The sequence below is a fragment of the Solihabitans fulvus genome (assembly GCF_008386585.1).
In the GTDB taxonomy this organism is placed as follows: domain Bacteria; phylum Actinomycetota; class Actinomycetes; order Mycobacteriales; family Pseudonocardiaceae; genus Solihabitans; species Solihabitans fulvus.
The window spans coordinates 1-25,005 of the sequence record NZ_VUOB01000050.1 but is presented as its reverse complement, the minus strand read 5'-3'; the positions used below and the strand labels follow the sequence as shown (position 1 = coordinate 25,005).

The window sequence follows — 25,005 nt, the reverse complement described above, 5'->3', positions numbered from 1 at the left end:
GGCTGGCGCGTGCCATCTCCGACGCGGGATGGGCGCAGTTCGTGCGGCTGCTTCAGGAGAAAGCCGAGCGCTACGGCCGCACCGTGCACGCGGTGTCCCGGTGGCTGCCCAGCTCGAAGACCTGCTCGATGTGTGGGCACGTCATGGACGCCATGCCATTGAAGGTCAGGTCGTGGAGGTGTCCCGGGTGCGGGGCGAGGCACGACCGGGACCACAACGCCGCCAAGAACATCCTCGCCGCCGGGCAGGCGGAGAGGCGAAACGCCTGTGGAGCCCGTGTCAGTCCTTCCTCCGGGGAGGCCATGGGTGAGGAAGCAGGAACCATCCCAGACGTGGCGTAGCCGCGTGGGAACCCCGACCCTCAGGTCGGGGAGGATGCCAAAGGCAATCACGGCGCGACGCCCTCAGGGCTGCTGGATGAGCCCGATGGTGTTGCCGTCGGTGTCCGTGACGGTGCCGATCAGCTTGCCGCCGCCGACGTCCTTGGGCTCCTGCCCCACCGTCCCGCCGGCCTCGACCAGCGCCTTGACGCTGGCGTTGATGTCCTCGACCTGCCAGTAACCGACCGGCCCCGTCATCCCCTTGCCGTGGCCGTGCGGGTCGAGGCCGACGTCGAGGGCGCCGACCTTGTAGCCGACGTAGTAGGACTCGTCGGTGTGGGGCTGCACGCCGAGCAGCTCGCCGAACAGGACCTTGGCCGTGGCCAGGTCCTTGACGGGGTAGATGATCGCCGAAACGCCTTCGGTCATGGTCTGCTCCTCGTAGTGTCGATCATGTCGACGGATTCGGTCCGTCACTGTTCTGACGGATCGCGGCGAGAGAATGTGACCGACGGGCGGATCCGGCCGGGGCGAGCGCGCCTCGCGGCCGGTCCCGCCGCCAACCGAAGCCTGGGGAGTGCCACCGTGAGTCAGCAGCTCGTCACGGTCGTGACCGGCGGGAGTCGCGGCATCGGCGCCGCGGTCTGCGCCCGGCTCGCGGCCGACGGCCACGACGTCGTCGTCGGCTACCGGTCGGACTCGGACGCCGCGGCGGAGGTCGCCGCGAGCGTCCTGGCCGCCGGCCGCCGCTGCGTCACCGTCGCGGTCGACACCACCGACGAGGACGCCGTCGACCGGCTCTTCGACCGGGCCGCCGAGCTGGGTCCCGTCACGGGCCTGGTGAACAACGCCGGGGTCAGCGGGTACAACGGCAGGCTCGCCGACGCCGACGTGGCCGGCATCCGCCGCGCCATCGACGTCAACGTGACCGGATACCTGATCTGCGCGCGCCGGGCCATCCGCGACCTGACCAGGACCGGCGGCGGGGCCATCGTCAACATCTCCTCGGCGGCGGCCACCCTCGGCAGCCCCGGCCAGTACGTGCACTACGCCGCGACGAAGGCGGCCGTCGACACGATGACGATCGGGCTGGCCAAGGAGGTCGCGGCCGACGGCATCCGGGTCAACTGCGTCGCGCCGGGCATCATCGAGACCGAGTTCCATGCGGATCCGCAGCGGCCGGCGAAGCTCGCCAACACCATCCCGATGGGCAGGCCGGGCCGGCCGGAGGAGATCGCCGGGGCCGTCTCCTGGCTGCTGTCCGCCGACGCCTCCTACGCGACGGGGACGATCATGCGGGTGGCCGGCGGGATATAGCGATCCCGGTCAGGTGTCGCCGAGGGATTCGAGCAGGATGCGCGGAGTGCCGGCCGACCTGGTGCCGATCCGGTGTACCGCGGGCGGGACGAACCGGGGCGAGGCCCTGACCGAGATCGTCCGGCGGATGGGGGCACTCGCCCGGTCACACAACGCGACCTCCTCGTAGACTCCTCGGGTGGCCTCCCCCGGAACCGACCCGACCGGAACCGACCCCGACGCGGCCGGCCTCGATTCGACGGCTTTCGGCCTCGCGGACTTCGATCCCGACTTCGAACCGCCGCCCGAGTTCGAGCCGGACGAGTTCGAGCCACCTGCCGACTTCGACCCAGGCATGTTCGGGCCCGCCGACGTCGGTGCGGTCGGCGGCGGCCCGACGGGCGCTGATCTGACCGGCGTCGACCCGCTGGAGGTGTTGCGGCGCGTCTTCGGCTACGACGCGTTCCGGGGCGGGCAGCAGGAGATCATCGAGCACGTGGTCGGCGGCGGCGACGCGCTGGTGCTGATGCCGACCGGCGGCGGGAAGTCGCTGTGCTACCAGATTCCCGCGCTGGTGCGGAAGGGCGTCGGCGTCGTCATCTCGCCGCTCATCGCGCTGATGCAGGACCAGGTCGACGCGCTGCGCGCGCTCGGGGTGCGGGCCGGCTTCCTCAACTCGACGCAGGACTTCGACGAGCGCCGGATGGTCGAGGCGGAGTTCCTCGCGGGCGAACTCGACCTGCTCTACCTCGCGCCGGAACGGCTGCGCGTCGACGCGACGCTGCGCCTGCTGGACCGAGGCACGATCTCGCTGTTCGCCATCGACGAGGCGCACTGCGTCGCCCAGTGGGGCCACGACTTCCGGCCCGACTACCTCGCGCTGTCCGCGCTGCACGAGCGCTGGCCCACCGTGCCGCGCATCGCGCTGACCGCGACGGCAACGAAGGCGACGCACGCGGAGATCGCCGAGCGGCTGAACCTGGCCGACGCCAAGCACTTCGTGGCTAGCTTCGACCGACCGAACATCCAGTACCGGATCGTCTCGAAGGCCGAGCCGAAGCGGCAGCTGCTCGACCTGTTGCGCGCCGAGCACGCTGGCGACGCCGGCATCGTCTACTGCCTGTCCCGCGCCTCGGTGGAGAAGACCGCGGAGTTCCTGGTGGCCAACGGAATTCCGGCGCTGCCCTATCACGCGGGGCTGGACGCGCGGATCCGCGCGAAGAACCAGTCGCGTTTCCTGCGCGAGGACGGCCTGATCATGGTCGCCACCATCGCGTTCGGTATGGGCATCGACAAGCCGGACGTGCGCTTCGTCGTGCACCTCGACCTGCCGAAGTCCGTCGAGGGCTACTACCAGGAGACCGGCCGCGCCGGCCGGGACGGGCTGCCGTCGACCGCCTGGCTCGCCTACGGCCTCCAGGACGTCGTGCAGCAGCGCAAGATGATCGACACGTCCGAGGGCGACGACGCGCACCGCCGCAGGCTCGGCACGCACCTGGACGCGATGTTGGCGCTGTGCGAGACGATCGAGTGCCGCCGCGTCCGGCTGCTCGCCTACTTCGACCAGGACAGCACAGCGTGCGGCAACTGCGACACCTGTCTGACGCCGCCGGAGTCCTGGGACGGCACCGTGCCGGCGCAGAAGCTGCTGTCCACGGTGTTGCGGTTGCAGCGCGAGCGGCGGCAGAAGTTCGGCGCTGGCCAGGTGATCGACATCCTGCTCGGCAGGAAGACGGCCAAGGTCATCCAGCACGACCACGACTCGCTGACGGTGTTCGGCATCGGCGAGGACCTGCGTGAGGCCGAATGGCGCGGGGTGGTGCGCCAACTGCTGGCGCAGGGCCTGCTCGCGGTCGAGGGCGACTACGGCACGCTGGTGCTCACCGACGCCAGCGCCGAGGTACTCGGCCGGCAGCGCGAGGTGCTGTTGCGGCGCGAGCCGGAGAAGGCCGCGAAGCCGGCCAGGGCCACCAGGTCCCGCGCCGCCGCCGCGGTGGTCGACCTGCCGACCGAAGCCGTTCCGGTGTTCGAGCACCTGCGGACCTGGCGCGCCGCCACCGCCAAGGAGCAGGGCGTGCCGGCGTACGTGATCTTCCACGACGCGACGCTGCGGCAGATCGCCAGCGAGGCCCCGGCGAGCTTGGACGCGCTCGGCACGATCAGCGGCGTCGGCGAGAACAAGCTCGCGAAGTACGGCCAACAGATTCTCGACGCGCTGGCGTCGCGATAGGGTGTGGCCGAGGTCACCGAGGATTGTTTGGTCAAGCGGGCGCGCGGGATTGTCCGCTGCTGCTTCAATTCCTGCCTCCGCATCGGATGCCGAGCTCGGGGCCGTGAGGCTCGACCGGGCCGGGCTGGTGCGCCGAGGTCCTTTGGTGGTGGGGGTTTGCGGTCTTGTCCAAAGCGGGGAGAAGTGTGTTCAGGGCCTTTCGATTCGGCCGCGCCGACGGCTTCGTCCCGGTGCACGCGCCGGCCGTCGTGCCGCGCCGACACAGGTTCGGTTGGCTGATCGGGCTGCTGGCGCTCGTGGAACTGGAGCAGGGTCTCGCCATCGCGACCGTCGCCTATGACGCGCAGGGCGATCCGACCACCGTGGTGCAGGACTACTTCGCCGCGCTCGGCAGGGGCGACGCGCCGGCCGCGTTGGGCTACGGCGATGTTCCGCCCGGCCAGACCAAGTTGCTGACCTCGGCCGCGTTGGCCGCGCAGCGCTCGCTGGCCACGCCCGACGGCGTGCAGGTGCACGACACGAAGCCCGACGGGGACACGGCGAAGGTCGACGTCGACTACACGCTGCACTTCGCGTCCGGCGACACCGCCGTGCACGACACGGTGCCGGTGGTCAGGGACGGGCACGGCTGGCGGCTGCGCAGCAGCGCGGTTCCGGTGAACTTGGCTGCCGGCAACGGAAGCAAGCGGGGCACGATGGTCGGCGCGGTCGTGCCGGTCGGCGACTACGGCGTGTTCCCCGGCGCGCTGCCGGTGTCCTTCGACACCCCGAACGTCCAGCTCAGGTCCCCGGCGCGCGCGGTCACGTTCAAGGAGTCCAAGTCCGTCCTGGTGGCCGCCGAGGTCAGCAAGGACGGCCGCGCGGCGATCGCGCCCGCGCTCGACCGCGCGTTCGCCGCCTGCCTTGGCGGCACGTCGACGGTGCAGGCGGCCTGCCCGGTGCCGGCCTCGGACACGACGACGGCGGTGCCGGGTTCCCTTCGCGGGAAGACGACCAGGCCCATCGCGGACTCCGTGCAGCTGACCGTCGACTCGCCAGACGGACGGGTCAAGATCAGCGGCTCGGTGCCGGTCGACGCCAAGTACAGCGACCTCGACTTCAACAACATCGCGACCTCGAAGGACGCGAAGTCGATCTCGCTGCACGCCCACTGCTATGCCACCAATCCTGCCGAGATCGTTTGGGACGAGGCGTGATGCGCGTACGACTGGTAGCGGCAGCGCTCGCGGCCCTCGTGGTGACGGGGGTGGCCGCGACCCCGGCGATCGCGGCGCCCGGTCTGCCCGGCCATCCCGAGTGGTGGTTCGACGCCTGGAACGTGCAGGGGTTGTGGGACGGGGGCGCGCGCGGCCAGGGGATCGTGATCGCCGAGATCGACACCGGGATCAACGCCGACCTGCCCGAGCTGTCCGGGAACATCGGCTCCGGCGCGGACTTCGGGGCCTCCGACGGCGACGGGCGCACCGACCGGGACATCGACGAGTCCGGCCACGGTACGGCGATGGCCTCGATCATGGTCAGCCACGCGTCCGGGCCGTACAGCATCCTCGGCATCGCCCCCGAGGCGCGGGTGCTGCCGGTCGCGGTGCCGCTGGTCGGCACGACGTACGCCGTGAGCTCCCGGTTCGGCGACTACCTGGAGAAGGCGATCCGCTGGTCGGCCGACCACGACGCCAAGATCATCTCGATGTCGCTCGGCTCGGACCGCGATCCGAACATCACCAAGAAGAGCTGCACCAGCACGGAACAGGCCGCCATCGACTACGCGATCGGCAAGGGCGCGATCGTGGTGGCGGCGAGCGGCAACGGCGGCGACAAGGGCAGCCCGGTCACCGAGCCCGGCGTGTGCCTCGGCGTCATCTCCGTCGGCGCGATCGACCAGGCCGGCGCCGTCGCGCCGTGGTCCTCGCGGCACCCGTACCTGACCGTCACCGCGCCGGGAGTGAACATCCCCACGGTCGGCAGGATCGCCGGGCAGCTGTACTACGGCGACGGCACCAGCCAGGCGACGGCGCTGACCTCGGGCGGCCTCGCGGTGCTGTGGTCGAAGTACCCGCAGCTCACCTCGCGGCAGGTGGTGGCGCGGTTGTTGGCCACGCTGGACGGCGCGCACTCGACCCGCGACCCCTCGGTCGGCTACGGCACCATCAACATCGGCAACGCGGTCAACGCGTCCGTGCCGGCCGACGCGCCGAACCCGGTGTACGACGCGGTCGATCCGTTCCTGGCCAAGGAGAAGATCGCCGCGTCGACGCCGACGATCAAGCCGGCAGCCGACAAGAGCGAACTCCCCGGCGGCTTCGCGGTGCGGGCCGCGCCGAACACGTTCACCAGCGGCGACGGCCTGGTCGGCATCGTCGTGGCGGCGATCGGCGTGCTGGCGTTCGCCGTGCTGGCGGTGCTGGCCCGTCGTCGCAGGGCTCGCCAGACCCGCGCGTGACACCCGGGGTTCCCGTGACACCCGGAGTTGCTGCTCTGGGCGCTCAGCGGCGAGCAATCGGCAAGAAGGCAATACGCAACACGGCCACCTGAACCCTTTTTGTGACTTTAACAGGCCCTTTTTCTCCTCAAATGTCGATATTTCATGCTCCGCGACAGGCCGTTTATCCAATTTCACCGTGCACGCTAACAAGTAAGGAATGAAATACGATCCCACAAGCACCACTCAATACCCGGAGGGAAACATGAGCCAACCCTCGCAGCCCCTTCCTCAGCCACCCGAGCAACCGTCCTACCCATACCCGCAGGCCGTGCCACAACCGGCGACCACGGCACGAAAGCGGAAGAAGTGGCCGTGGATCGTCGGAGCAGTGGTGCTTCTCCTCATCGTCATCGGGATCACCAACAAGGGGAACACGCCTGCGCCGACCGCCGCCGCGCCCGCTTCCGCCGCCTCTCACGCCGCCGCTGCTGCCGCCCGCCGGCGACCACCGTGCCCACGACCGAGCCGCACGTCGTCACCACCGCACCCCCGGCGCCAACCACTGCGGCGGGGCCCGCCACCGAAATCGCGCCGGGAACATATGTGGTGGGAGTCGACATCGCCGCCGGCACCTACCGGACGAAGGGCCCAGCCGACTCGCGCGTGCCGTTCTGCTATTGGGCGCGGCTGAAGGACACGTCAGGAAACATTGACGCGATCACCGCCAACGGAAATCCGCAGGGACCGACGACGGTGACCGTCGCGGCGACCGACAAAGCGTTCGAAACGTCGGGCTGCTCAACCTGGACAAAGGTCGGATAGTTGGAGGTGCCAGCAACCTCGGACCGGCGAGTCCCACTGCCCGATGAGCTGGCCGCTGATATCGCCACCATCGGCGCGCAACACCGCTACCGGCACGTCCGCCGGCAGATCGGGAAGCTCAACGCCTGACAAATCCAACAGCGCAGGGCCTGCCCGCAACAGTTGGGAGTGTCGAGCGTTGAGCTTCCCAGGCGTTCGCCTCCCGGCCGACGGACGGCACGAACCCGGCGTTATTCGTGCGCGCGCAGCGCGGCGATCAACCACTCGAAGGCCGGCACCCTTGGCGGGAACGGCGGCCGACCGTTGAGCACGCCCATCAGCTCCCAGTACCGCTCGACCCGCCGGTCGGTGAAGGTGTCGAGGCGGTCCGCGAGGGCGACGCGTTCGTCGGCCGGCAGTGCCGGGTCCACCATCAGGTCCAGGATCTCCTTGCCCCGCACCGACTCCGGCGCGACGCCGGCCGCGACCGCGCCGCCGGCGTGCTCGAAGACCGCCGTCGGATCGTAGGGCTCCGGCTGCCCGGCCGCCTGCGCGCCGACCACCGCCATCTGGCGGCTGCGGGCCTGGAAGTCCTTGTCCGCCACCAGTTCGGCCAGCTCGATCCACGCGTCGACCTGCTCCGGTGTCGGGTCGTCCGGCAGTTCGGCCGGCAGCTGCCGCATGCCCCGCGCGATGCCCGCGCCCGGCGCGTCGGCGTCGATGCCCTCGAAGATGCCGTCCACGAAGTCGTCGATCACGGCCTGCCGCTCCTCGGCGGACAGTTGGGCCATCTTGTGCATGATTCTCATCTCCTCGGTGGTGCTGCCCCGGTCCGCGACCGACCGCAACACCGCGCGCCGCAGGCGAAGCACGCGGATCTCCGCGTCCAGCGCCCGAACGTGGTCCGCGGCGAGCTCGGCGAGCGTCGCCTGCCCGTGCAGCACGCGGTCGACGGTGGCCAGGTCCAGACCCAGTTCGCGCAGCGTGCGCACCAGGTCGAGCCGGGCGACCGCCGTGACGTCGTAGAGCCGGTACCCGCCACCCGATCGGCCAGACGGCGGCACCAGGCCGGCGTCGGACCAGAAGCGGATGGTGCGCACCGGCAGGCCGGTGCGGCGGGCGAGCTGTCCGATGCTGAACAGCTCCCTGTGATCGGTCACGGGACCACCCTCAACCTTCCACCGACTGGAGACTCAAACCGATTTCCGGCGGCTCGAACCGATTTAACGCGCGCGCAGCCTGCGCAGCATCCTGGCGTCCTCGAAGCCGACGGCGCGGGCCGCCGACTCCACGGTCGCGCCCTGCCCGATCAGGTGCTCGGCGCGCTCCACCCGCAGCAGGTGTTGGTAGCGCAGCGGAGTCAGGCCCGTGGCCTGCCCGAACAGCCGCGTCACGGTCCGCTCGCTGCACCCGGCCGACCTGGCCAGCTCGGCCAGCGGCAGCCGGTCGGCCAGGCGCGTGTCGATCTCGTCCTGGATCCGGTGCACGGTGTCGCTGAGGTGCGCGCGGTGCCGCAGCATCGCGCTCGACTGCGGCTCGTCGCCGTTGCGCCGCGCGTAGACCACCATCTCGCGGGCGATCCGCGCGGCGACGCCGGGACCGTGCCGCATGGCCACCAGGTGCAGCGCGAGGTCGATGCCGCTGGCGATGCCGGCCGAGGTGATCACCCGGCCGTCCAGCACGAACAGCACGTCCCGCACCACGGTCGCCGCCGGATACCGGACGGCCAGCTCCTCCTGGAGCTCGTGGTGCGTGGTGCACCGCCTGCCGTCGAGCAGGCCGGCCTGGCCGAGGGCATACGCGCCGGAGCACACGCTGGCGACCGTGCCGCCGGAGTCGTGGTGCTCGCGCAGCCGCCGCACGCTCGCCGGGTCGAGCCGACCGGTGCCGGCCAGCGCGGGCGAGCGCCAGCCGGGCACCAGGACGAGGTCGTCCGGGGTGAGCTCGGGCCAGGCGACCTCCGCCAGCACCGGCACGCCCTGCGCGGAGGGCACCTGGGGCCGGTCGGCGACGTAGCGCAGCCGGTAGTCGTGGCCGAGGTCGGCTGCGCTGGAGAACACCTGGGCCGGGCCTGCGAGGTCGAGCAGGTGTAGGCCCGGCACGAGGAGGAAGACGATGGTGGTCACGATCTGGTCAGCGTACGGCGGTCACCTCGGCGACCGTTGCGATGGTGGCGAACCGCCCGGCGAGCGCGTACTCGGTGCGCTCGATGATCTCCTCGACGCGCAGCGTCCTCGGGTCGGCGAACAGCTCCTCGACGGTGTGGTCCTCGCGCAACCCCCGGTCCCGGTGCGGGATCGGGTGGGTCGCGGTCGCGTCGGTCACGAAGGTCATGTCGTAGCCGAGGTCCGAGCCGACCCTGGTGGTCGTCTCGCAGCACTGCTCGGTCCGGATGCCGCAGACGGTCAGCTCGCGGACGCCGTCGACGGTCAGCAGGTGCTGGAGGTTGGTGCCGGTGAACGGGTTGTGCACGGTCTTGGTGAGCAGCGGCTCGTCGGCGTGCCGCGCCAACCCGTCCAGCAGCCGCACGTGTCCGAGCGCCGGGTCGAACACGGTGCCGGTGCCGGGCTCGGTGTGCAGCACCCACACGACAAGGTCGCCGGCCGCCCGCGCGGCGTCGACGAGGACGCCGATCTGCTCGGCGATCCTCGGTTGGGACACGACCGCCCAGTTGGGTCGCTGACGGAAGGACTCCTGGGCGTCGACGACGAGAAGTGCTCTGCGCATGTCCCCAGTCTCGCCGGGCGCCCGCGCCGACCGGAAGACATCATCGCGTCCCGATGCGGACGGATCCGGTCAGCTGGCGCGGCGAGTCAGCCGTCCGGCTCCGCGTCCTCGGGCAGTCCCCTGGCGAGGCCGGCGAGCACGTCCAGCGCCGAGGCCAGCGCGTCCGGCGGCGGGGCGCTCAGGGCGAGCCGCACGGCGTTGGGCGCGCGGCCCGACCCGACCGCGAACGAGGCGGCCGGGGTGAGGGCGATGCCGTGCCGCGCCGCTGCGGCGAGGAAGGTCTCGGCCCGCCACGGCTCCGGCAGCTCCCACCACAGGTGGTAGGCGGCGGGGTCGGCGCGGACGGCGAACCCGGCGAGGCGTTCGCGCGCGATCTCCTGGCGGGCCGCCGCGTCCCGGCGCTTGGCCGACTCGACGGCGGCCGCCGTCCCGTCCTGGAGCCAGCCGGTCGCCGCGTCCAGCGCGAACCGGCCCGCCGTCCAGGTCCCCGACCGGATCGCCGTGGCGACGCGGCCGGTGAGCGCGGGCGGGGTGACGGCGAAACCCAGTGTCAGGCCGGGCGCCAGGCGCTTGGACAGGCTGTCCACCAGCACGGTCCGCTCCGGCGCGAGCGCGGCGAGCGGCGCCTCGGCGCGCAGGAACGAGTAGATGGTGTCCTCGATCGCGGGCAGGTCCAGTTCCCGCAGGGTCTCGGCGAGTTCGGCGCGGCGCGCGGCGGACATGGTGGTGCCCAACGGATTGTGCAGCGTGGGCTGGAGGTAGACCGCGCGCAGCGGCGCGGCCCGGTGCGCGGCGCGCAGCCCGTCCGGCGTCAGGCCGTCGGCGTCCATCGGGAGCGGGACGAGGGTGACGCCGAGGCGGCTCGCGATCGCCTTCACCACAGGGTAGGTCAGCTCCTCGACGCCGAGCCGCTCGCCGACCGGGACCAGCGCGGCGATGGCGGCGGCGATCGCCTGACGGCCGTTGCCGGTGAACACGATCCGGCTCGGCTCCGGCATCCAGCCCGCCCTGGCCAGGAGCGCGGCGCTCGCCTCGCGGGCCGCCGGGGTGCCGACCGCGACCGAGGGGCGCAGCGAGGCGGCGAGCGTGTCGGAGCGCAGCATGCGGGCCAGGCTCCGCGCGAGCAACTCCGGCTGGTCGGGCAGCACGGCGAAGTTCAGTTCGAGGTCGATCCGCGCGCCGCCGGGCTCGGCGAGCGCGGGCTCCGGCGGCGGCTTGGCGGCCCGCACGAAGGTGCCCCTGCCGACCTCGCCGACGGCCAGCCCCCGGCGGATCAGCTCGCCGTAGACCCGCGCGGCCGTGGAGCTCGCGATGCCGCGCCGTTTGGCGAACTGGCGCTGCGGGGCGAGCCGGTCCCCCGGCCGCAGCCGGCCGGCCGCGATGTCGGCGGCGAGCGCGTCGGCGATCAGGTGGTAGTCCTCCATGCGGCATTTCCCCAATTGCACCGAGAGCATTGTTTTTATTGCACTCGGATAGTGCACTCGATAGCGTTGACCCGTCAAGGCGATACAGCGGGAGGACACACGATGAGCAGGGCTTTCGTCAACGGAATCACCATTGCCTACGACGATCTCGGCGGCGCCGAGGCCGGTGCAACCGATCCACCGCTGCTGCTGGTGCACGGCCACCCGTTCAACCGGACGATGTGGCGTCCCCAGGTCGAGCGGTTCGCCTCGGCCGGGCAGCGGGTGATCGCGCCGGACCTGCGCGGCTACGGCGAGAGCACGGTCGTGCCGGGCAAGACCACGCTCGACGTCTTCGCCCGCGACCTCGCCGGGCTGCTGGACCACCTCGGCATCGACGCGGTCGTCATCGGCGGGCTGTCCATGGGCGGCCAGATCGTCCTGGAGTTCCACCGGCTGTTCCCGCAGCGGGTGCGCGGCCTGCTGCTCGCGGACACCTTCGCCAAGGCGGACACCGCAGAGGGCAGGAAGACGCGCACCGACCGGGCCGACCAGATCGTCCGCGACGGCATTGCGCCCTACGCCAACGAGGTGCTGGACAAGATGGTCGCGCCGCGCACCATCGCGGCCCGACCCGACGTCGCCGAGCACGTGCTCGGCATGATGTTGACCACGTCGCCCGAGGGCGCAGCCGCCGCGCTGCGCGGCCGCGCGGAACGCCCCGACTACACGGACCTGCTGCCCACGGTCGCCGTGCCGACCCTGGTGGTGGTCGGCAGCGAGGACGAGTTCACCCCGGTCAGTGACGCGAAGTTCATGCACGAACGCGTTCCCGGTGCCACGCTGACGATCGTCGACGGGGTCGGGCACATGCCCAACCTGGAGCGGCCGGCCGAGTTCAACGACGCGCTCGCCGGCCTGCTCGAGTCCGTCGGAACCGAGTCAGGCAGGAACGAAAGGTGAGCACCAACGTGACAGGGCACCAGAAGACCGCGTTCGTGACCGGCGCGAGCACCGGTTTCGGCGCCGCGATCGCGCGCCGCTTCGCGGCCGATGGCGCGCGCGTCGTCGCGGCGGCGCGGCGGATCGACAAGCTGGCCGCGCTCGCCGAGGAGTTCGGCCCGACCGTCCTGCCGCTCCAACTCGACGTGCGGGACAGGGCCGCGGTCGCCGCCGCGGTCGACGGCCTGCCTGCCGAGTTCGCCGACGTCGACGTCCTGGTCAACAACGCGGGCCTGGCCAAGGGCCTCTCGCCGGCCCAGCAGGCCGACCTGGACGACTGGGATCAGATGGTCGACACGAACTGCAAGGGGCTCGTGTACTGCGCCCGCGCGCTGCTGCCCGGCATGGTGGCGCGCGGCAGGGGTCACGTGATCAACCTCGGCTCGATCGCCGCCAACTACCCCTACCCCGGCGGCAACGTCTACGGCGCGACCAAGGCGTTCGTGCGCCAGTTCAGCCTGAACCTGCGCGCCGACCTGCACGGCACTGGCGTGCGCGTCACCTGCGTCGAGCCGGGCCTCGCGGGCGGCACCGAGTTCTCCGTGGTGCGGTTCCAGGGCGACCAGGACAAGGCCGACGCCGTCTACTCGGGGGTGCAGCCGCTGACCGCGGACGACGTCGCCGAGTCGGTGCACTGGGCAGCGGCGCAGCCCGCGCACGTCAACATCAACATCATCGAGCTGACCCCGGTCGCGCAGAGCTTCGCGCCGCTGCGGGTGCACCGCGACACCGACTGACGAATGTCCGATTAGGACGATTCGTCGCGCCTTCCCAGTAAACTCCCAGCCGGATTTCTTTATCGATTCGCCCGTGACGGTGCGGCTTTCCGCCAGGCTTGGTCGTTATGCAGGCGCATGTCCAGGACCAGACTCTCCCCGCAGCACAACCCGCCGCACGGCGCGCCAACTGGCAGAGACCGTGGTTGTCCCCGCGGGACCAGCCTCGGTGGGCGCGGCCGGCGCTGCTGCTGATCGCGGCGCTGGCCGCCGTGCTGTACGGCTGGGGGATCAGAACCAGCCCGATGCACAACTACTACGCAGCGGCCGTGCGCAGCATGTCGATCAGCTGGAAGGCGTTCCTGTTCGGCGGTTTCGACCCGGCCGCGTCGATCACCATCGACAAGACACCCGGCGCGTTCTGGTTGCAGGCGTTGTCCGCGCGCGCGTTCGGCTACCACGACTGGACGCTCGCGCTGCCGCAGATCATCGAGGCCGTGCTGACGGTTCTGGTGCTGTACAAGGTGGTTCGCCGCTGGTCCGGCCCGTCGGCAGGGTTGATCGCCGCGCTGGCGATGGCGCTGACGCCGATCGCGGCGGCGCTGGCCCGCTCGGAGATCGTCGACACCCTGTTGACGCTGCTGCTGGTGCTGGCGGCGAGCACGTGGCAGAGCGCCGTTGGCACCGGCAGGCTGCGCACCCTGCTGCTGGCCGGCGTCTGGGTCGGGCTGGCCGTCCAGGTGAAGATGCTCCAGGCGTGGGCGGTGCTGCCGGCCTTCGCGGTCGTCTACCTGATCGCCGCGCCGGGCCCGCTGCGGCGGCGGCTGGGCCACCTCGCTGCGGCCGGCGGGGTCACCGTCGTGATGTCGAGCCTGTGGGCCGCGATCGTGCTCGTCACGCCGACGGCCGACCGCCCCTACATCGACGCGACCACCGACAACAACCCGGTCGGCATGATCGCCGGCTACAACGCGCTGAGCCGGTTCGACAGCACGGGCGACGCGACGAGCGCGCTCGGCTCGTTCGGCATGCACCGCGGCGGCCCGCAGGGTCAGCCGGGACAGCAGGACCAGCCGTCGGCGCGACGCGGTCAGGGCGGCACGGACCGCGCGGGCGCGCCGGACGGGCCGTCCGGCTACGGCGGCTTCGGGGATCAGTCCACCTCGAAGTGGGCCACGATGTTCTCCGACCGGATGGCCCCGCAGGTCGGCTGGCTGTTCCCGTTGGCGTTGCTGGCCATGGTGTTCGGGGTGCTGTGGCGGCGCGGCCGACCGCGCACGGACCTGCTCCGCGCGGGATTCCTGATGTGGGGCCTGTGGTTGCTGGTGCACGCCGTGGCGTTCAGCGTCGGCCAGGTCAACCACAGCTACTACGTGGTGGTGCTCGGCCCCGCCGTCGCGGCGCTGAGCGGTGGCGGGCTGGTGATGTTCTGGCGCGCCTACCGCGAACACGGCCCGCGCGCCTGGGTGTTGCCGGCGTCCATCCTGGCCACGGTCGCGTGGTCGGTCTCGCTGACACTGCGGTTCCCCACCTTCCTGCCGTGGGTGGTGCCGGTGGCGGTCGTGCTGACTTTGGTCGCGTTGGGCGCGTTGCTGTTCGCCAATTCGACGGGCCGCAACGGGTCCAGGCTCGCGGTGCTCGGCGTGCTGACCGGCATCCTGGCCGTGCTCGTCACACCGGGCGCGTGGGCACTGTCCACCGACCTGCCCGGCCAGAGCGGCAACAACACCGGCCCGGCCGCCGGACCAACCCCCGGCCGGCAGCAGCAGTTCGCCGGGCAGGGCCGCCCCCGCCAGGAGGACGGCGCGCTGACCGCGCAGGACGTTGCCCTGCTTGACTTCCTGCGCACCGGCAGCGGCGGGGCGAAGTACCTCGCGGCGGTGTCCGGGTCCAACAGCGCGTCGCGGTACATCATCGGCGCGGGCGTGAGCATGCTGCCGATGGGCGGATTCACCGGCCAGACACCGTTTCCGAACCAGGCCCAGTTCGCGGACCTGATCAGGAGTGGGCAGCTGCGCTACGTGCTGACCGGCGGCTTCGGCGGTTTCGGCCGAGGCGGTTCGAGCGACACCGAGGCGGCGCGGAACCTGGACTGGGCGACGACGCACTGCGCTCTGGTGCCGCCGTCGTCCTACGGTGGCAGGGAATCCGCCCCGACGAGTTCGCGAAGCCAGCAGCAGCAGCAAAAGCTGTACGACTGCGCGGGAAGGGCGTAGCGGCGCGGGAGAAGTCCTAGCGGCGCAACCCGTCGAGGACGATCGCGAGTGCGCGGGCCTGGACCGCACGGTCCTCGCTCGCGTACTCGGCGGTCCTCGACGCGCCGATCAGCAGGGCCAGCAGTTCGGGCACGCCGATGTCGTCGCGCACCGCCCCGGCCTCCTGCGCGCCGGCCAGCAGCGAGCCGAGCGCGCGGACCACGTGTGCGCGGACCTCGGAGCTGACGCGCTGCACGTCGATGCCGGCCTCGGCCAGGGCGTTCTTTGTCGCTGACTGCTCGACCACGCCGGTGAAGAACGTGAAGAACGCGGTGCCGGGGTCGGTGCTGCTGGTCAGGGCGTCCGCCTCGTCGGCGAGCCGCCGTAACCGGCAGACGAACACCGCCTCCAGCAGCGCCTCCTTGGTGGGAAAGTGCCGGAACACGGTGCCGACGCCGACGCCGGCCTCCCTGGCGATCTCCTCGGTCGAGGCGGAGGTGCCCTTCGCCGCGAAGACGCGCTCGGCCACCTCCAGCAGGCGCGCGCGGTTGCGCTGGGCGTCGGCGCGCAGTGGCCTGCGTTCGGCCATCGCGTCCTTGCCTTCGGTCGTCGCGTCCCTGCGTTCGGTCATCGTGTCTCCGGACCCTAGACAAACGGAGTGATCAGTCCGTATGTTCTTAACGGAGTGATCACTCCGATTCTACGTCCAAGGAGTTGCCATGACCGAACCCACCGTGGCTCACGACGTCATCCACCGGCTGATCAACGGCATCGTCGACCAGCAGTGGCACACGCTCGGCGAGCTGTACGCCGACGACGCCGTGGTCACGCACCCCTTCGCCGTCCCGGAGCCGACCCGCACGGAGGGCGCCGCGCTGCGGAAGCGCTTCACCGAGTCCGCCGGGATGCCCCTGAAGCTGACCGCCAGCAACATCGTGATCCACCAGACGGCCGACCCCGAGGTGTTCGTGGTCGAGTACGACTACCACGTGGTCGGGACGAAGACCGGCCGCGAGCTGGACACCGCCAACATCCTGGTGATGCACATCCGCGACGGAAAGATCGTGTCCTCGCGGGATTATCACAACCACGGGGTATTCGCCGCCGCTGTGACGAAGTGACATCTGCTAACAGGTGAGTCACACGATGTAGCATTAGCGATGTGACTGTGGGCCTGGTCGGGATCCAGCCGGTCGGCGAGCTGCTGCCGCTCGACCTGGTCAACACGCGGGCGAACGGTCCGGACACCGAGGTCGACACGCTCGACGCGCTGCCGACGTTCCACGCCTGGCTGGCCGCCCAGGACGGCAGGCTCAGCCAACCGGACGAGCACCCGACCGAGGCCGATCGCGACACGGTGCGGGCCGTCCGCGCGCATGTCGAGGCGGCCGTCGAGCACGCGAGACAGGGCACCCGGCCGGCCGAAGGCGTGCTGCGCGCCCTCACCGAGGCGCAGCGCGCCGCGCCGGCCTACCGGGAGCTGGACTGGGACGGCGAGCACGTCGCCGCCGCGATCCGCCGCGACGGCGACTACGGCACGCGGATCGCCGCGGAACTCGCCGAGGCCACCGCCGTGCTGCTCGCCAGCCCGGCCGCGCGCAAGATCCGCCGGTGCGAGGGCCCCGGCTGCCGCATGCTGTTCCTGCCGGCGCACCCCAAGCGCCGCTGGTGCTCGCCGACGCTGTGCGGCAACCGGGTCCGCGTCGCCCGCCACTACCAACGCCAGAAGGCGGAGTCACCCGAGTCGCCCTGAACAACGGATTCAGATAGTCTGAATCCATGCGCATCATCACCGCCTCTGACGCGTCGCGTCGGTTCTCCGCCGTGCTCGACGAGGCTGAGCACGGCGAGACCATCGTCGTCACACGTGGCGGCCGGAGGGTCGCGGTGATCTCGCCTGCACCGTCGGCGAACGGGGCCGCCCTGCTCGCGTTCAGCCGACACTGGGCCGGCGAACTCGACGAGGACTTCGCCAAGGACGTCGCCGCGGCTCGGTCCGCCGTCGAGCTGGACGGGGATCCATGGGCCAGCGCCTGATCCTCGACTCGGCGATCCTGATCGAGGTAGAACGCGGTCGCCTGCGCATGGATGCCGTGCTCGCCGAGGAGGACGACGTCGTGATCGCCGCGATCACGATCGCCGAGTACGCGACCGGCGTCGCCCTCGCCGACACGCCGGCAAAACGCGCGAGTCGTGCGGCCTTCCTCCACGAGTTGCTTCAGGTGACCCCCGTGGAGGACTACACGGAGGTTGTCGCCGAGCAGCACGCCATGCTGCTCGGCCATGTGCACCGCAGCGGCCGGCCCCGGGGCGCGCACGATCTGATCATCGCGGCGACCGCACTGGCCACCGACCGAATCCTCGTTACCACCGATGCCCGCGCACGCTTTGGTGAACTTCCCAACGTCGCCGCTCGTCTCGTGACGCCCTGACGCGTCGCGCTGAGGTCGATTTCGTCGGGCCACACCGCCCAACCCACTGTCTAGTCCGCGTACAGGGCGTCGAGCACGTCGCGGTACCTCGCGTCGACCACCGCGCGCCGAACCTTGAGCGACGGGGTGAGCTCGCCGCTCGCCACGGTGAAGTCGTTGCCGAGCAACGCGAACCGGCGGATCCGTTCCGGCCGCGCGTAACGCGCGTTCACGCGGTCCGTCTCGTCCTGGATGAGCCTGCGCACGACCGGGTGCGCTGCCAGCTCCTCGACGTCCGCCGGCAGGCCGCGTTCCCTTGCCCAGCCAACGATTTCCTCCGCGTCGAGGGTGATCAGCGCGACCGGGTACGGGCGGCGGTCGCCGTGCAGCACGGCGTTGGCGATCCAGCGGCACTGGCGCAGGTCGTTCTCGATGTTGGCCGGGCTGAGGTTCTTGCCGGCCGCGGTGATGATGAGGTCCTTCTTCCGCCCGGTGATCCGCAGGTAGCCGTCCCCGTCCACCTCGCCGAGGTCGCCGGTGCGCAGCCAGCCGTCCGCCAGGGCCTCCGCCGTGGCCGCCGCGTTCCGGTGGTAGCCGCCGAAGATGTTGTCCCCCTTGGCCAACACCTCGCCGTCCGGCGCGATCCTGATCCGCACGCCGTCGACCGGCCGCCCGACGGTGCCGAACCGACGCGCGCCGGCCCGGTTGAGGGTCAGCACCGCCGTCGTCTCGGTCATGCCGTACCCCTCGTTCACCGGCACCCCGCAGGCGTGAAAGAACTCCAGCACCTCGGGCGCGATCGGGGCCGCCCCGGTGAGCGCCTGCTCCAGCCGTCCGCCGAACGCCGCCCGCACCAGCTGCAACCACTTCCCGTCGACCTCGGCGAACTCCCGCATCCGTTGCGGCGCAACGGTCTCACCTCGATCGAGCGCGGACCGCACCGCGCGCCCCAGCGCGAGCGCCGCGCGGAACTCGGCTCGGTCGGCCGCCGACGCCTGCTCCAGGACCGTGAGCACCCTGGCGTGCACCTTCTCGAACAGCCTCGGCACCGAGGGCAGGAACTGCGGCCGCACCTGCGCCAGTTCCGGCACCACCGAACGGATGTCGCCCCCGAACAGGTGCAGCACCGCGCCCCGGCGCAGCGTGTCCAGCTGCACGACCCGCGCGAGCATGTGCGCCAGCGGCAGGTAGAGGTACACCGTGGCCCCCGCCGTCACCGGGACGACCGCGTCGAGGGCGCGCAGGGACGCGGCCCAGTTCGCGTGCGTGATCAGGCAGCCCTTGGGATCTCCTGTGGTGCCCGAGGTGTAGATGATCGTGGCCAGGTCGGCGGGGCGCACCCCGGCCGCGCGCCGGTCCAGCTCGGCCGCCGGCACCGTCCCCGCCCGGTCGAGCAGCCCGCCGAGGCCGGCCGAGGTCATGGTCAGCACGTGCCGTAATCGCGGCAGGCCGGGCCGCAGCGGCGCGACCTTGGCGGCCTGCGCCGCATCCTCGCAGACCAGCACGCCGGCGCCGGAATCGGTGAGCACCCAACGACATTCCTCCGGCGAGTTCGTCGGATACACCGGAACGGACACCGCGCCGACGGCCGCCACCGCGAGGTCGACGACCGTCCACTCCGGACGGGTCTCCGCGAGGATCGCCACCCGCTCCCCCTGCTCGACCCCGAGCGCCAGCAACCCGCCAGCCACCCGCCGGACGACCTCGGCCAGCTCGGCGTAGCTCAGCCTCGGCCACCGGCCCGGCCGCGAGGTGCGGACCGCGATCGCCTCGCCGTGCCGCCGCGCGGCGGCCTCGGCGAAGGTCGCCAACGTCTCGGAGTCGAGCATCGCGATCCCCTCAGCAGGAGCCCGCGGTCGGCCTGGCCGCGAAGCGGTCGGCCAGCCAGGACAACGCGAACGGCGCGCCGACGATGTCGCCGGTGATGTGCTCGGACAGCGGGAAGGCCGTCCAGTCCACGGTCGCGCCGAGGCCGCAGTAGTCCGCGCGCAACTGCTCGCCGACCGACAGCGGGATGATCTCGTCGTTGATGCCGTGGTAGACCAGCACCGGGGCGGTCGGCGCGTGTCGGCCCGCGTGGTTCTCCGCCAGCCTGGCCTGCCAGTGCGGGTCGGCGAGCGGGTCGGGCACGGTGAGGTAGTCGCCGAGGTGGTGGAACGCGAACGCGGTGGCCAGCTCGACCACGCACGCGGTGCGCACCTGCGCGACCGCGGCTCGGCCAGCGTCGTTGAGGATGCCGTCGAACGGAACGTCCTGGTACGCCGTGGAAAGCCCGACAGCCGCGCCGAGCACCAGGCCGAACCACGGCGCTCCGTCGTTGGCCCTGGCCAGCTTCTCCAGGTCGGCGGGGACACCGCCCGCGGCGATCCCGACCAGGTGCACGTCCGGGGCGTAGGTCGGCTGGAGCTCGCCGGCGAACGCGGCGGCCTGGCCGCCCTGCGAGTAGCCCCAGACGGCGGCCGGTCCCCCGGCGGCGAGGCCGGTGCCCGGCAGCTGCTGCGCGGCGCGGATGGCGTCGAGCATCGCGGGCCCCTCGGCCTGGCCGACCGCGTAGGTGTGGCCGCCCGGCGTGCCGAGGCCCGCGTAGTCGGTGATCACCACGGCCCAGCCCTTGAGCAGGGCCTGCGCGATCAGCGCCTCCTCGTTCTCGGTGCCGGTGCGCAGTTTGTAGGACGGCGCGCAGGAGTCGCCGAGGCCGTGCGTGCCGACGGCGTAGCTGACCAGCGGCCGCGCGCCGGTGGTCCACGGAGTCGGCGGCACGAGCAGGGTGCCGGACACCGCGATGGGCTGGCCGGTCGCCGAGGTGGAGCGGTAGAGCACCTGCCAGGCGCGGACCGGCACCGGCACGATGCGCAGCGGCTCGGCGTAGACGTCGACCTGGCGGGACCGGAGCACGTCGCCGGCCTTGCCGGCCGGCAGCGGACTCGGCGGCGTGTAGAAGGGATCCGACGAGGGTGTTGGCACGGAGAAGCCCAGGTCGGCGGCGGATGCGGGGCCAGCGAGCCCGAAGGCGGCGGCGAGGGAGGCGAGGACGAGCAGGCAGGCGGCTCGGCGGCGCAGGGATGACAGCATGACGACCTCCAGTGAGATCTGCAACACACTGGTAACCTAGATTTTCGAAACGCTACAGCGCTGTAGCCAATCTGACAATCACCGTGACCAAAGTCGGTTGCGCCGCTCGCATAGGCTGGCCACCTTCACAGCGCAGCGCAGGACGGACGCGAGGTAGCCGGATGGTCGAACCCGCGACAGGCACCTACCGCGGCGTGCCGGCCGCCCAACGGCGGGCCGAACGGCGCCAGCGGCTGCTCGACGCCGCCCTGGACCTGTTCACCGACCGCGGCTACAACTCGACCCGCATCGAGCAGCTGTGCGCGCGGGCCGGGGTGTCGACCAGGAACTTCTACGAGGAGTTCGCCAACAAGGAGGCCGTGCTGCTCGCGCTGCACGAGCTGAGCAACGCGGCCGCGCTGGCCGAGGCGACCGCCGCGCTGCACGCCGTGCCGGACAACGACCTGCTCGTCCGGATCGACACGCTGCTCGCCGCGTTCCTGCGCAGCATCACCGCCGACCCCCGGCAGCCGAGGCTGAACTACGTCGAGGCCGTCGGCACCAGTCCCGCGATGGAGCAGCAGCACCGCGAGTGGGTGGCGAGGTGGACGCGGCTGATCGAGGACGAGGTCGGCGGCGCGGCCGACCGGGGCCTCGCGCCGGCGCGGGACTACCACCTGACGGCGATCGCGCTGGTCGGCGCGACCACCGAGCTGTTGCGCGACTGGCAGGCCCAGCCCGAGCCCGGCCCCGTCGCCGACATCATCGCCGAGGTCCGCCGCATCGCGGTCGCCGCGATCACCGTGGCCTGATCCCCACCCGGCCCGTCCTCGCTCGGCCCGTCACCGCTCGGTCCGTCCTCGCTCAGCCAGGCGCGCGCCCGAGATCGCCGCGCGGCGTCCGTACGCGCCCGTGGGCAACCTGGGCGATTCTCGTTGCACCGCAGCGAAATGACGTGATACGGCTCACGACGTGCGTTCGGACTGTGCGCACGCGGAGCAATCGTCGATCATGTCCGCACAGACACGTGAGGAGATCTTCGTGAGGTTACGCGCCGCCCTGCCGCTCGGGGCACTGCTGTTCGCCGCAACGGCCGTCGGCTGTTCGGCCGGCCATTCCACGACCTCGGCCTCGACGCAGCCGAAGACGCAGGCACAGCAGCCGGCCGGAAACAGCGGCCTGGTCGCCGGGGACAAGGCCTTCCCGATGCCCAAGCCCGGCGCCTGCAAGGTGGGTGACAAGAACGGCCAGCCGATGCCCGACCCCACCTGCACCCCAGGGGCGATCAACCCCGACGTGACGCAGGCCAACATCAACGACACGATCTGCAAGTCCGGCTGGACGAAGACCGTGCGCCCGGCGACGTCGGTGACCAGCAAGATGAAGGCCGAGTCGGCCCGCTCCTACAACCTCGCGGACGACGAGAAGAGCGAGTACGACCACCTGGTGTCACTGGAACTCGGCGGCGCGCCGGACGATCCGCGCAACCTGTGGCCGGAGCCGGGAACCGTGCCAAACCCCAAGGACACCAAGGCGGAGAACCCACTCCACGACCTCGTGTGCGCCCGTGTGCTGCACGGCGGGAACACGCCGTATCTCCCGCTCGCCGTTGCCCAGCAACTCATCGCGAGCGACTGGACCACCGCGGCGGCCAAGGCGCAGGAGCAACTGGTGCACTGACGTGGCATCGCTCGGGCTGTCCCGGCCGCGCTGACCGGCCGACGACTCGTCACGCGGCGTCAGCCGCCGACGCGGTCGAGTTCGCCAGGACTCGGTGCCGTGTCGGCGAATGGCGTCCTCGGCCGCAGTGCCGGCGCGGCGAACACCACGCCGATCACCAGGACGGCCACCAGGGCGAAGGACACCGACAGCGAGGTCGCGTCGGCGATGCCGCCGATGGCCGCTGGGGCGACGAGGCCCGCTCCGTAGGTCAGGGTGGCGACCCCGGCGATGGCCTGGCCGGGGTGCGGGCCCGAGGAGGCGGCGGCCACGAAGGCGAGCGGCACCACCACGGCCACGCCGATGCCGAGCAGCGCGAAGCCGACGATGCCGAGCACCGGTGTTCTGGCGAACACCACCAGCACCGCGCCGACCGTGCCGATCAGGCCGCTGAGGCGGACCGTGCGGACGGCGCCGAGGCGCGCGATCGCGAGGTTGCCGGCCAGCCTGCCGACCGCCATCGTGCAGGCGAACGCGGTGTACGCGGCCGCAGCTATGCCCGGCCCCGCTCCGGCGACGTCGCGCAGGTAGACCGCGCACCAGTTGCTGCTCGACCCCTCGGCGAAGGTCGCGCAGAAGCCGATGACGCCGATGGCGAGCACCGCCCTGGACGGCCTGGCGAACCTCGGCGGCCGGTCGTCTCGCACCGCTTGGGTGTCCAACAACCAGTGGCACGCAACGGATCCGGCGGCGACCAGCACCAGCGCGACCAGCGTGAGGTGCACCCTGGCGTCGATGGTGGCGTGCGCGGCGAGGGCGCCGACGCCGGAGCCCGCCAACGCGCCGACGCTCCACATCCCGTGCAGCGCGGACATGATCGGCCGACCGAGCCGCTGCTCGACCACGACGCCCTGGGCGTTCATCGCGACGTCGGACACCCCTGAGGACGCCCCGTAGGCCAGGAACGCGACGCACAGCACCGGCAGGTTCGGCGCGAGCGCCGGCAGCACGATCGCGATGCACCACAGCGCCAGCGTCGCCCTGGTGATGGTCCTGCCGCTGAAGCGGTGCACGATCGAACCCGTGAAGGGCATCAGGGCCATGGCGCCGACGGCCGGGGCGAGCAGCGCGAGACCGAGCGCGCCCGCGCCGACCTGCACGTGCCCCTGCACCCACGGGATCCTCGCGGCGACGCTGCCGTATGCGGCCCCGTGCACGGCGAAGACGGCCGCGATGGCCGTCCGCGCCCGGGTCGCGTCGCGCTCTCCCACCTGGCTCCCCTCCTCCGCCGACCGCCGCGACGGTTCGCCCGCCGGGCCGATCCGACCTAGGCTTCCCAAACTAATAGGTAACCTCCCTATTGGAAAGTGAACAGATGGCCGCCACCCCCCGAGTTGCCAGGACGATCAACGACCGGCTCGCGCTCGACCTGCTCCTCGACCGAGGACCGCTGACCGCCGCGCAGCTGCGCGAGCACACTGGCCTGTCCCAGCCCAGCGTCGGCGACCTCGTCGAGCGGCTGTCGGCGGCCGGCCTGATCACCGTCGTCGGCGAGGCCGGGGAACGGCGGCGCGGCCCCAACGCCCGGCTCTACGGGATCGTCGCGGACCGCGCGCACGTGGCCGGCATCGACGCCAGGCGCGACAGCGTCACCATGGCGATCGCCGACCTCACCGGCGACGTCGTGGCCACGCTGCCGCTGCCGATGGACCGCGCGGGCGAGCCGGCCACGGTCATGGCGGACGCGGTCGCCGCCGCCGTCGAGCACGCCGGCATCGCGCCGGACACACTGCACACCGTGGTGATCGGCACCCCGGGACTGGTCGACCCGATCAGCGGCGACGTGAACCTGGTGACGACCCTGCCAGCCTGGCGGCCCAGCCTTGCCTCCGAGCTGCGGGAACGGCTCGGCCGGCCGGTGGTGCTGGAGAACGAGGTGAACCTCGCCGCCATCGCCGAACACCGGCTCGGCGTCGCGCGGGGCCGGGACGACTTCGCGTTGCTGTGGCTGGACCGCGCCGTCGGCGGCGCGGTCGTGCTGGGCGGCGAGCTGCGCAGGGGCGCGTCGGGTGGGGCGGGCGAGTTCGGCTACTTCCCGGTCACCGGCCCCGACGGCGAACCGCGCACCTTCCACGACTCGGTCAACGCCGAGGAGGTCGCGGAGCTGGCGCGCGCGCACGGCCAACCGGTGCCGAGGACCGAGAACCAGGACGGCGTGCCGGAATGCGGCCTGCCGGCCGGCCTCGTCGCGAGCGTCGCCGATGTCGCGGCGGCGGTGCGGTCCGGCGGCGACGCGTTCCTCGACGCGCTGGCCGCACGGGTGGCGGTCGGGGTGCTCGGCCTGTGCGCGCTGCTCGACCCCGGATTCGTTGTGCTGGCTGGAGATCTGGGCCGGGCGGGCGGCGACGCACTGGCGGGCCGGGTGGCCGATCGCGTCGCGTCGGCGATCCCGCTGCGGACGGAGGTGCGCGCGACGACCGTGGACGGCAACCCGGTGCTGCGCGGCGCGCTGCTGACCGCGCTCGCCGACACCCGCGACGCGCTTTTCTGAGCGGGCGCGGGGAAAAGGCTAAGAGCTCCTAACACGATGGCGTTCGACTGGGAGTGGCGTCCAGGTGGCGCGTCGCAAGGCGGAGGAGCCCCTCATGGCGGAGCCATGTGGGGCGACGACAACGACGCGAGGCGCCGCCTGGGCGTCACTCCGTCGGACAGTCATCGTGTTAGGAGCTCTCAGGCCGTGGCCGGGCACCCGCCCGGCCACGGCTTTCGCCA

26 protein-coding genes are annotated in these 25,005 nt (G+C 71.7%); 17 read left to right on the top strand and 9 right to left on the bottom strand.

Annotated elements, in window-relative coordinates; all coding sequences use genetic code 11:
• Positions 1-341 (top strand): RNA-guided endonuclease InsQ/TnpB family protein (locus F0L68_RS26135; RefSeq protein WP_188316835.1); only part of this gene is annotated, 341 nt, incomplete at its 5' end.
• Positions 342-404: 63 nt separating this feature from the next.
• On the opposite strand, the gene F0L68_RS26130 is transcribed toward F0L68_RS26135, so the two are convergent.
• Positions 405-749, bottom strand: a complete 345-nt coding sequence (locus tag F0L68_RS26130) for a VOC family protein (RefSeq protein ID WP_149852456.1) — start codon at positions 747-749, stop codon at positions 405-407.
• Between the two features lie 156 nt (positions 750-905).
• Here F0L68_RS26130 and F0L68_RS26125 point away from each other — a divergent pair, with 156 nt between their 5' ends.
• The 6 genes from F0L68_RS26125 (at position 906) to F0L68_RS44600 (ending at position 7,219) form a co-directional block, all read left to right on the top strand.
• Positions 906-1,637: an SDR family NAD(P)-dependent oxidoreductase gene (locus F0L68_RS26125; RefSeq protein WP_223199140.1), complete on the top strand. Its 732-nt coding sequence runs from the start codon at positions 906-908 to the stop codon at positions 1,635-1,637.
• A 178-nt stretch (positions 1,638-1,815) separates the two neighbouring features.
• Positions 1,816-3,846 carry a DNA helicase RecQ gene (gene recQ / locus F0L68_RS26120; RefSeq protein ID WP_223199139.1) on the top strand — a complete coding sequence of 677 codons (2,031 nt, stop codon included), beginning with the start codon at positions 1,816-1,818 and terminating at the stop codon, positions 3,844-3,846.
• Between the two features lie 185 nt (positions 3,847-4,031).
• The gene (locus F0L68_RS26115; protein ID WP_149852454.1) at positions 4,032-5,042 is read left to right on the top strand and encodes a hypothetical protein; all 1,011 of its coding nucleotides are present in this window, start codon (positions 4,032-4,034) and stop codon (positions 5,040-5,042) included.
• On the top strand, positions 5,042-6,286 hold the full coding sequence (locus tag F0L68_RS26110; RefSeq protein WP_149852453.1) for a S8 family peptidase: 1,245 nt from the start codon (positions 5,042-5,044) through the stop codon (positions 6,284-6,286). Before F0L68_RS26115 ends, F0L68_RS26110 begins: the two co-directional genes overlap by 1 nt.
• Before the next feature lie 492 nt (positions 6,287-6,778).
• A complete protein-coding gene (locus tag F0L68_RS26105; RefSeq protein WP_149852452.1) occupies positions 6,779-7,090 on the top strand; it encodes an Rv1352/Rv1906c domain-containing protein in 312 nt (103 codons plus the stop codon).
• Positions 7,091-7,219, top strand: a complete 129-nt coding sequence (locus F0L68_RS44600) for a hypothetical protein (protein WP_276313902.1) — start codon at positions 7,091-7,093, stop codon at positions 7,217-7,219.
• 101 nt (positions 7,220-7,320) lie between these two features.
• Here the strand turns inward: F0L68_RS44600 and F0L68_RS26100 are convergent, their stop codons facing one another.
• From F0L68_RS26100 to F0L68_RS26085, 4 genes are all read right to left on the bottom strand, one after another.
• Positions 7,321-8,229: a helix-turn-helix domain-containing protein gene (locus tag F0L68_RS26100; protein ID WP_149852451.1), complete on the bottom strand. Its 909-nt coding sequence runs from the start codon at positions 8,227-8,229 to the stop codon at positions 7,321-7,323.
• Positions 8,230-8,292: 63 nt separating this feature from the next.
• Positions 8,293-9,195, bottom strand: coding sequence for a GlxA family transcriptional regulator (locus F0L68_RS26095; protein ID WP_149852450.1), 903 nt, complete (start codon positions 9,193-9,195; stop codon positions 8,293-8,295).
• A 7-nt stretch (positions 9,196-9,202) separates the two neighbouring features.
• Positions 9,203-9,796, bottom strand: coding sequence for an isochorismatase family protein (locus F0L68_RS26090; RefSeq protein ID WP_149852449.1), 594 nt, complete (start codon positions 9,794-9,796; stop codon positions 9,203-9,205).
• Positions 9,797-9,882: 86 nt separating this feature from the next.
• Positions 9,883-11,220: an aminotransferase-like domain-containing protein gene (locus F0L68_RS26085; RefSeq protein WP_149852448.1), complete on the bottom strand. Its 1,338-nt coding sequence runs from the start codon at positions 11,218-11,220 to the stop codon at positions 9,883-9,885.
• Between the two features lie 102 nt (positions 11,221-11,322).
• Here F0L68_RS26085 and F0L68_RS26080 point away from each other — a divergent pair, with 102 nt between their 5' ends.
• The 3 genes from F0L68_RS26080 (at position 11,323) to F0L68_RS26070 (ending at position 15,133) form a co-directional block, all read left to right on the top strand.
• Positions 11,323-12,162, top strand: a complete 840-nt coding sequence (locus tag F0L68_RS26080; protein ID WP_149852447.1) for an alpha/beta fold hydrolase — start codon at positions 11,323-11,325, stop codon at positions 12,160-12,162.
• Positions 12,159-12,938: an SDR family NAD(P)-dependent oxidoreductase gene (locus tag F0L68_RS26075; protein WP_223199138.1), complete on the top strand. Its 780-nt coding sequence runs from the start codon at positions 12,159-12,161 to the stop codon at positions 12,936-12,938. The genes F0L68_RS26080 and F0L68_RS26075 overlap by 4 nt, the downstream gene beginning before the upstream one ends.
• A 185-nt stretch (positions 12,939-13,123) precedes the next feature.
• Positions 13,124-15,133, top strand: coding sequence for a glycosyltransferase family 39 protein (locus tag F0L68_RS26070; protein ID WP_188316834.1), 2,010 nt, complete (start codon positions 13,124-13,126; stop codon positions 15,131-15,133).
• Positions 15,134-15,149: 16 nt separating this feature from the next.
• Here the strand turns inward: F0L68_RS26070 and F0L68_RS26065 are convergent, their stop codons facing one another.
• On the bottom strand, positions 15,150-15,743 hold the full coding sequence (locus F0L68_RS26065; protein WP_438672321.1) for a TetR/AcrR family transcriptional regulator: 594 nt from the start codon (positions 15,741-15,743) through the stop codon (positions 15,150-15,152).
• 88 nt (positions 15,744-15,831) lie between these two features.
• Here F0L68_RS26065 and F0L68_RS26060 point away from each other — a divergent pair, with 88 nt between their 5' ends.
• The 4 genes from F0L68_RS26060 to F0L68_RS26045 are packed head-to-tail and all read left to right on the top strand — an operon-like array spanning position 15,832 to position 17,544.
• Entirely contained in the window at positions 15,832-16,233 is a 402-nt protein-coding gene (locus tag F0L68_RS26060) for a nuclear transport factor 2 family protein (RefSeq protein WP_149852445.1), read from the top strand.
• Positions 16,234-16,274: 41 nt separating this feature from the next.
• Entirely contained in the window at positions 16,275-16,865 is a 591-nt protein-coding gene (locus tag F0L68_RS26055) for a CGNR zinc finger domain-containing protein (RefSeq protein ID WP_223199137.1), read from the top strand.
• A gap of 26 nt (positions 16,866-16,891) precedes the next feature.
• Entirely contained in the window at positions 16,892-17,149 is a 258-nt protein-coding gene (locus F0L68_RS26050; RefSeq protein ID WP_149852444.1) for a type II toxin-antitoxin system Phd/YefM family antitoxin, read from the top strand.
• Complete coding sequence (locus F0L68_RS26045) at positions 17,134-17,544, top strand: PIN domain-containing protein (RefSeq protein WP_149852443.1); 411 nt, start codon at positions 17,134-17,136, stop codon at positions 17,542-17,544. The genes F0L68_RS26050 and F0L68_RS26045 overlap by 16 nt, the downstream gene beginning before the upstream one ends.
• 50 nt (positions 17,545-17,594) lie before the next feature.
• On the opposite strand, the gene F0L68_RS26040 is transcribed toward F0L68_RS26045, so the two are convergent.
• Together F0L68_RS26040 and F0L68_RS26035 are read right to left on the bottom strand one after the other, a co-directional pair.
• The gene (locus tag F0L68_RS26040) at positions 17,595-19,352 is read right to left on the bottom strand and encodes an AMP-dependent synthetase/ligase (protein ID WP_149852442.1); all 1,758 of its coding nucleotides are present in this window, start codon (positions 19,350-19,352) and stop codon (positions 17,595-17,597) included.
• Between the two features lie 10 nt (positions 19,353-19,362).
• Positions 19,363-20,595, bottom strand: a complete 1,233-nt coding sequence (locus tag F0L68_RS26035) for a lipase family protein (protein ID WP_149852441.1) — start codon at positions 20,593-20,595, stop codon at positions 19,363-19,365.
• Positions 20,596-20,756: 161 nt separating this feature from the next.
• Between F0L68_RS26035 and F0L68_RS26030 the strand changes: the two genes are divergently transcribed.
• Together F0L68_RS26030 and F0L68_RS26025 are read left to right on the top strand one after the other, a co-directional pair.
• Entirely contained in the window at positions 20,757-21,386 is a 630-nt protein-coding gene (locus F0L68_RS26030) for a TetR/AcrR family transcriptional regulator (protein WP_149852440.1), read from the top strand.
• 229 nt (positions 21,387-21,615) lie between these two features.
• Entirely contained in the window at positions 21,616-22,254 is a 639-nt protein-coding gene (locus F0L68_RS26025; protein WP_149852439.1) for a hypothetical protein, read from the top strand.
• A gap of 59 nt (positions 22,255-22,313) precedes the next feature.
• On the opposite strand, the gene F0L68_RS26020 is transcribed toward F0L68_RS26025, so the two are convergent.
• Positions 22,314-23,504 (bottom strand): MFS transporter, encoded by a 1,191-nt coding sequence (locus tag F0L68_RS26020; RefSeq protein ID WP_149852438.1) that lies wholly within the window; start codon positions 23,502-23,504, stop codon positions 22,314-22,316.
• Positions 23,505-23,608: 104 nt separating this feature from the next.
• On the opposite strand from F0L68_RS26020, the gene F0L68_RS26015 reads away from it, so the two are divergent.
• A complete protein-coding gene (locus F0L68_RS26015; RefSeq protein ID WP_149852437.1) occupies positions 23,609-24,784 on the top strand; it encodes an ROK family transcriptional regulator in 1,176 nt (391 codons plus the stop codon).
• Positions 24,785-25,005: the final 221 nt, after the last annotated feature.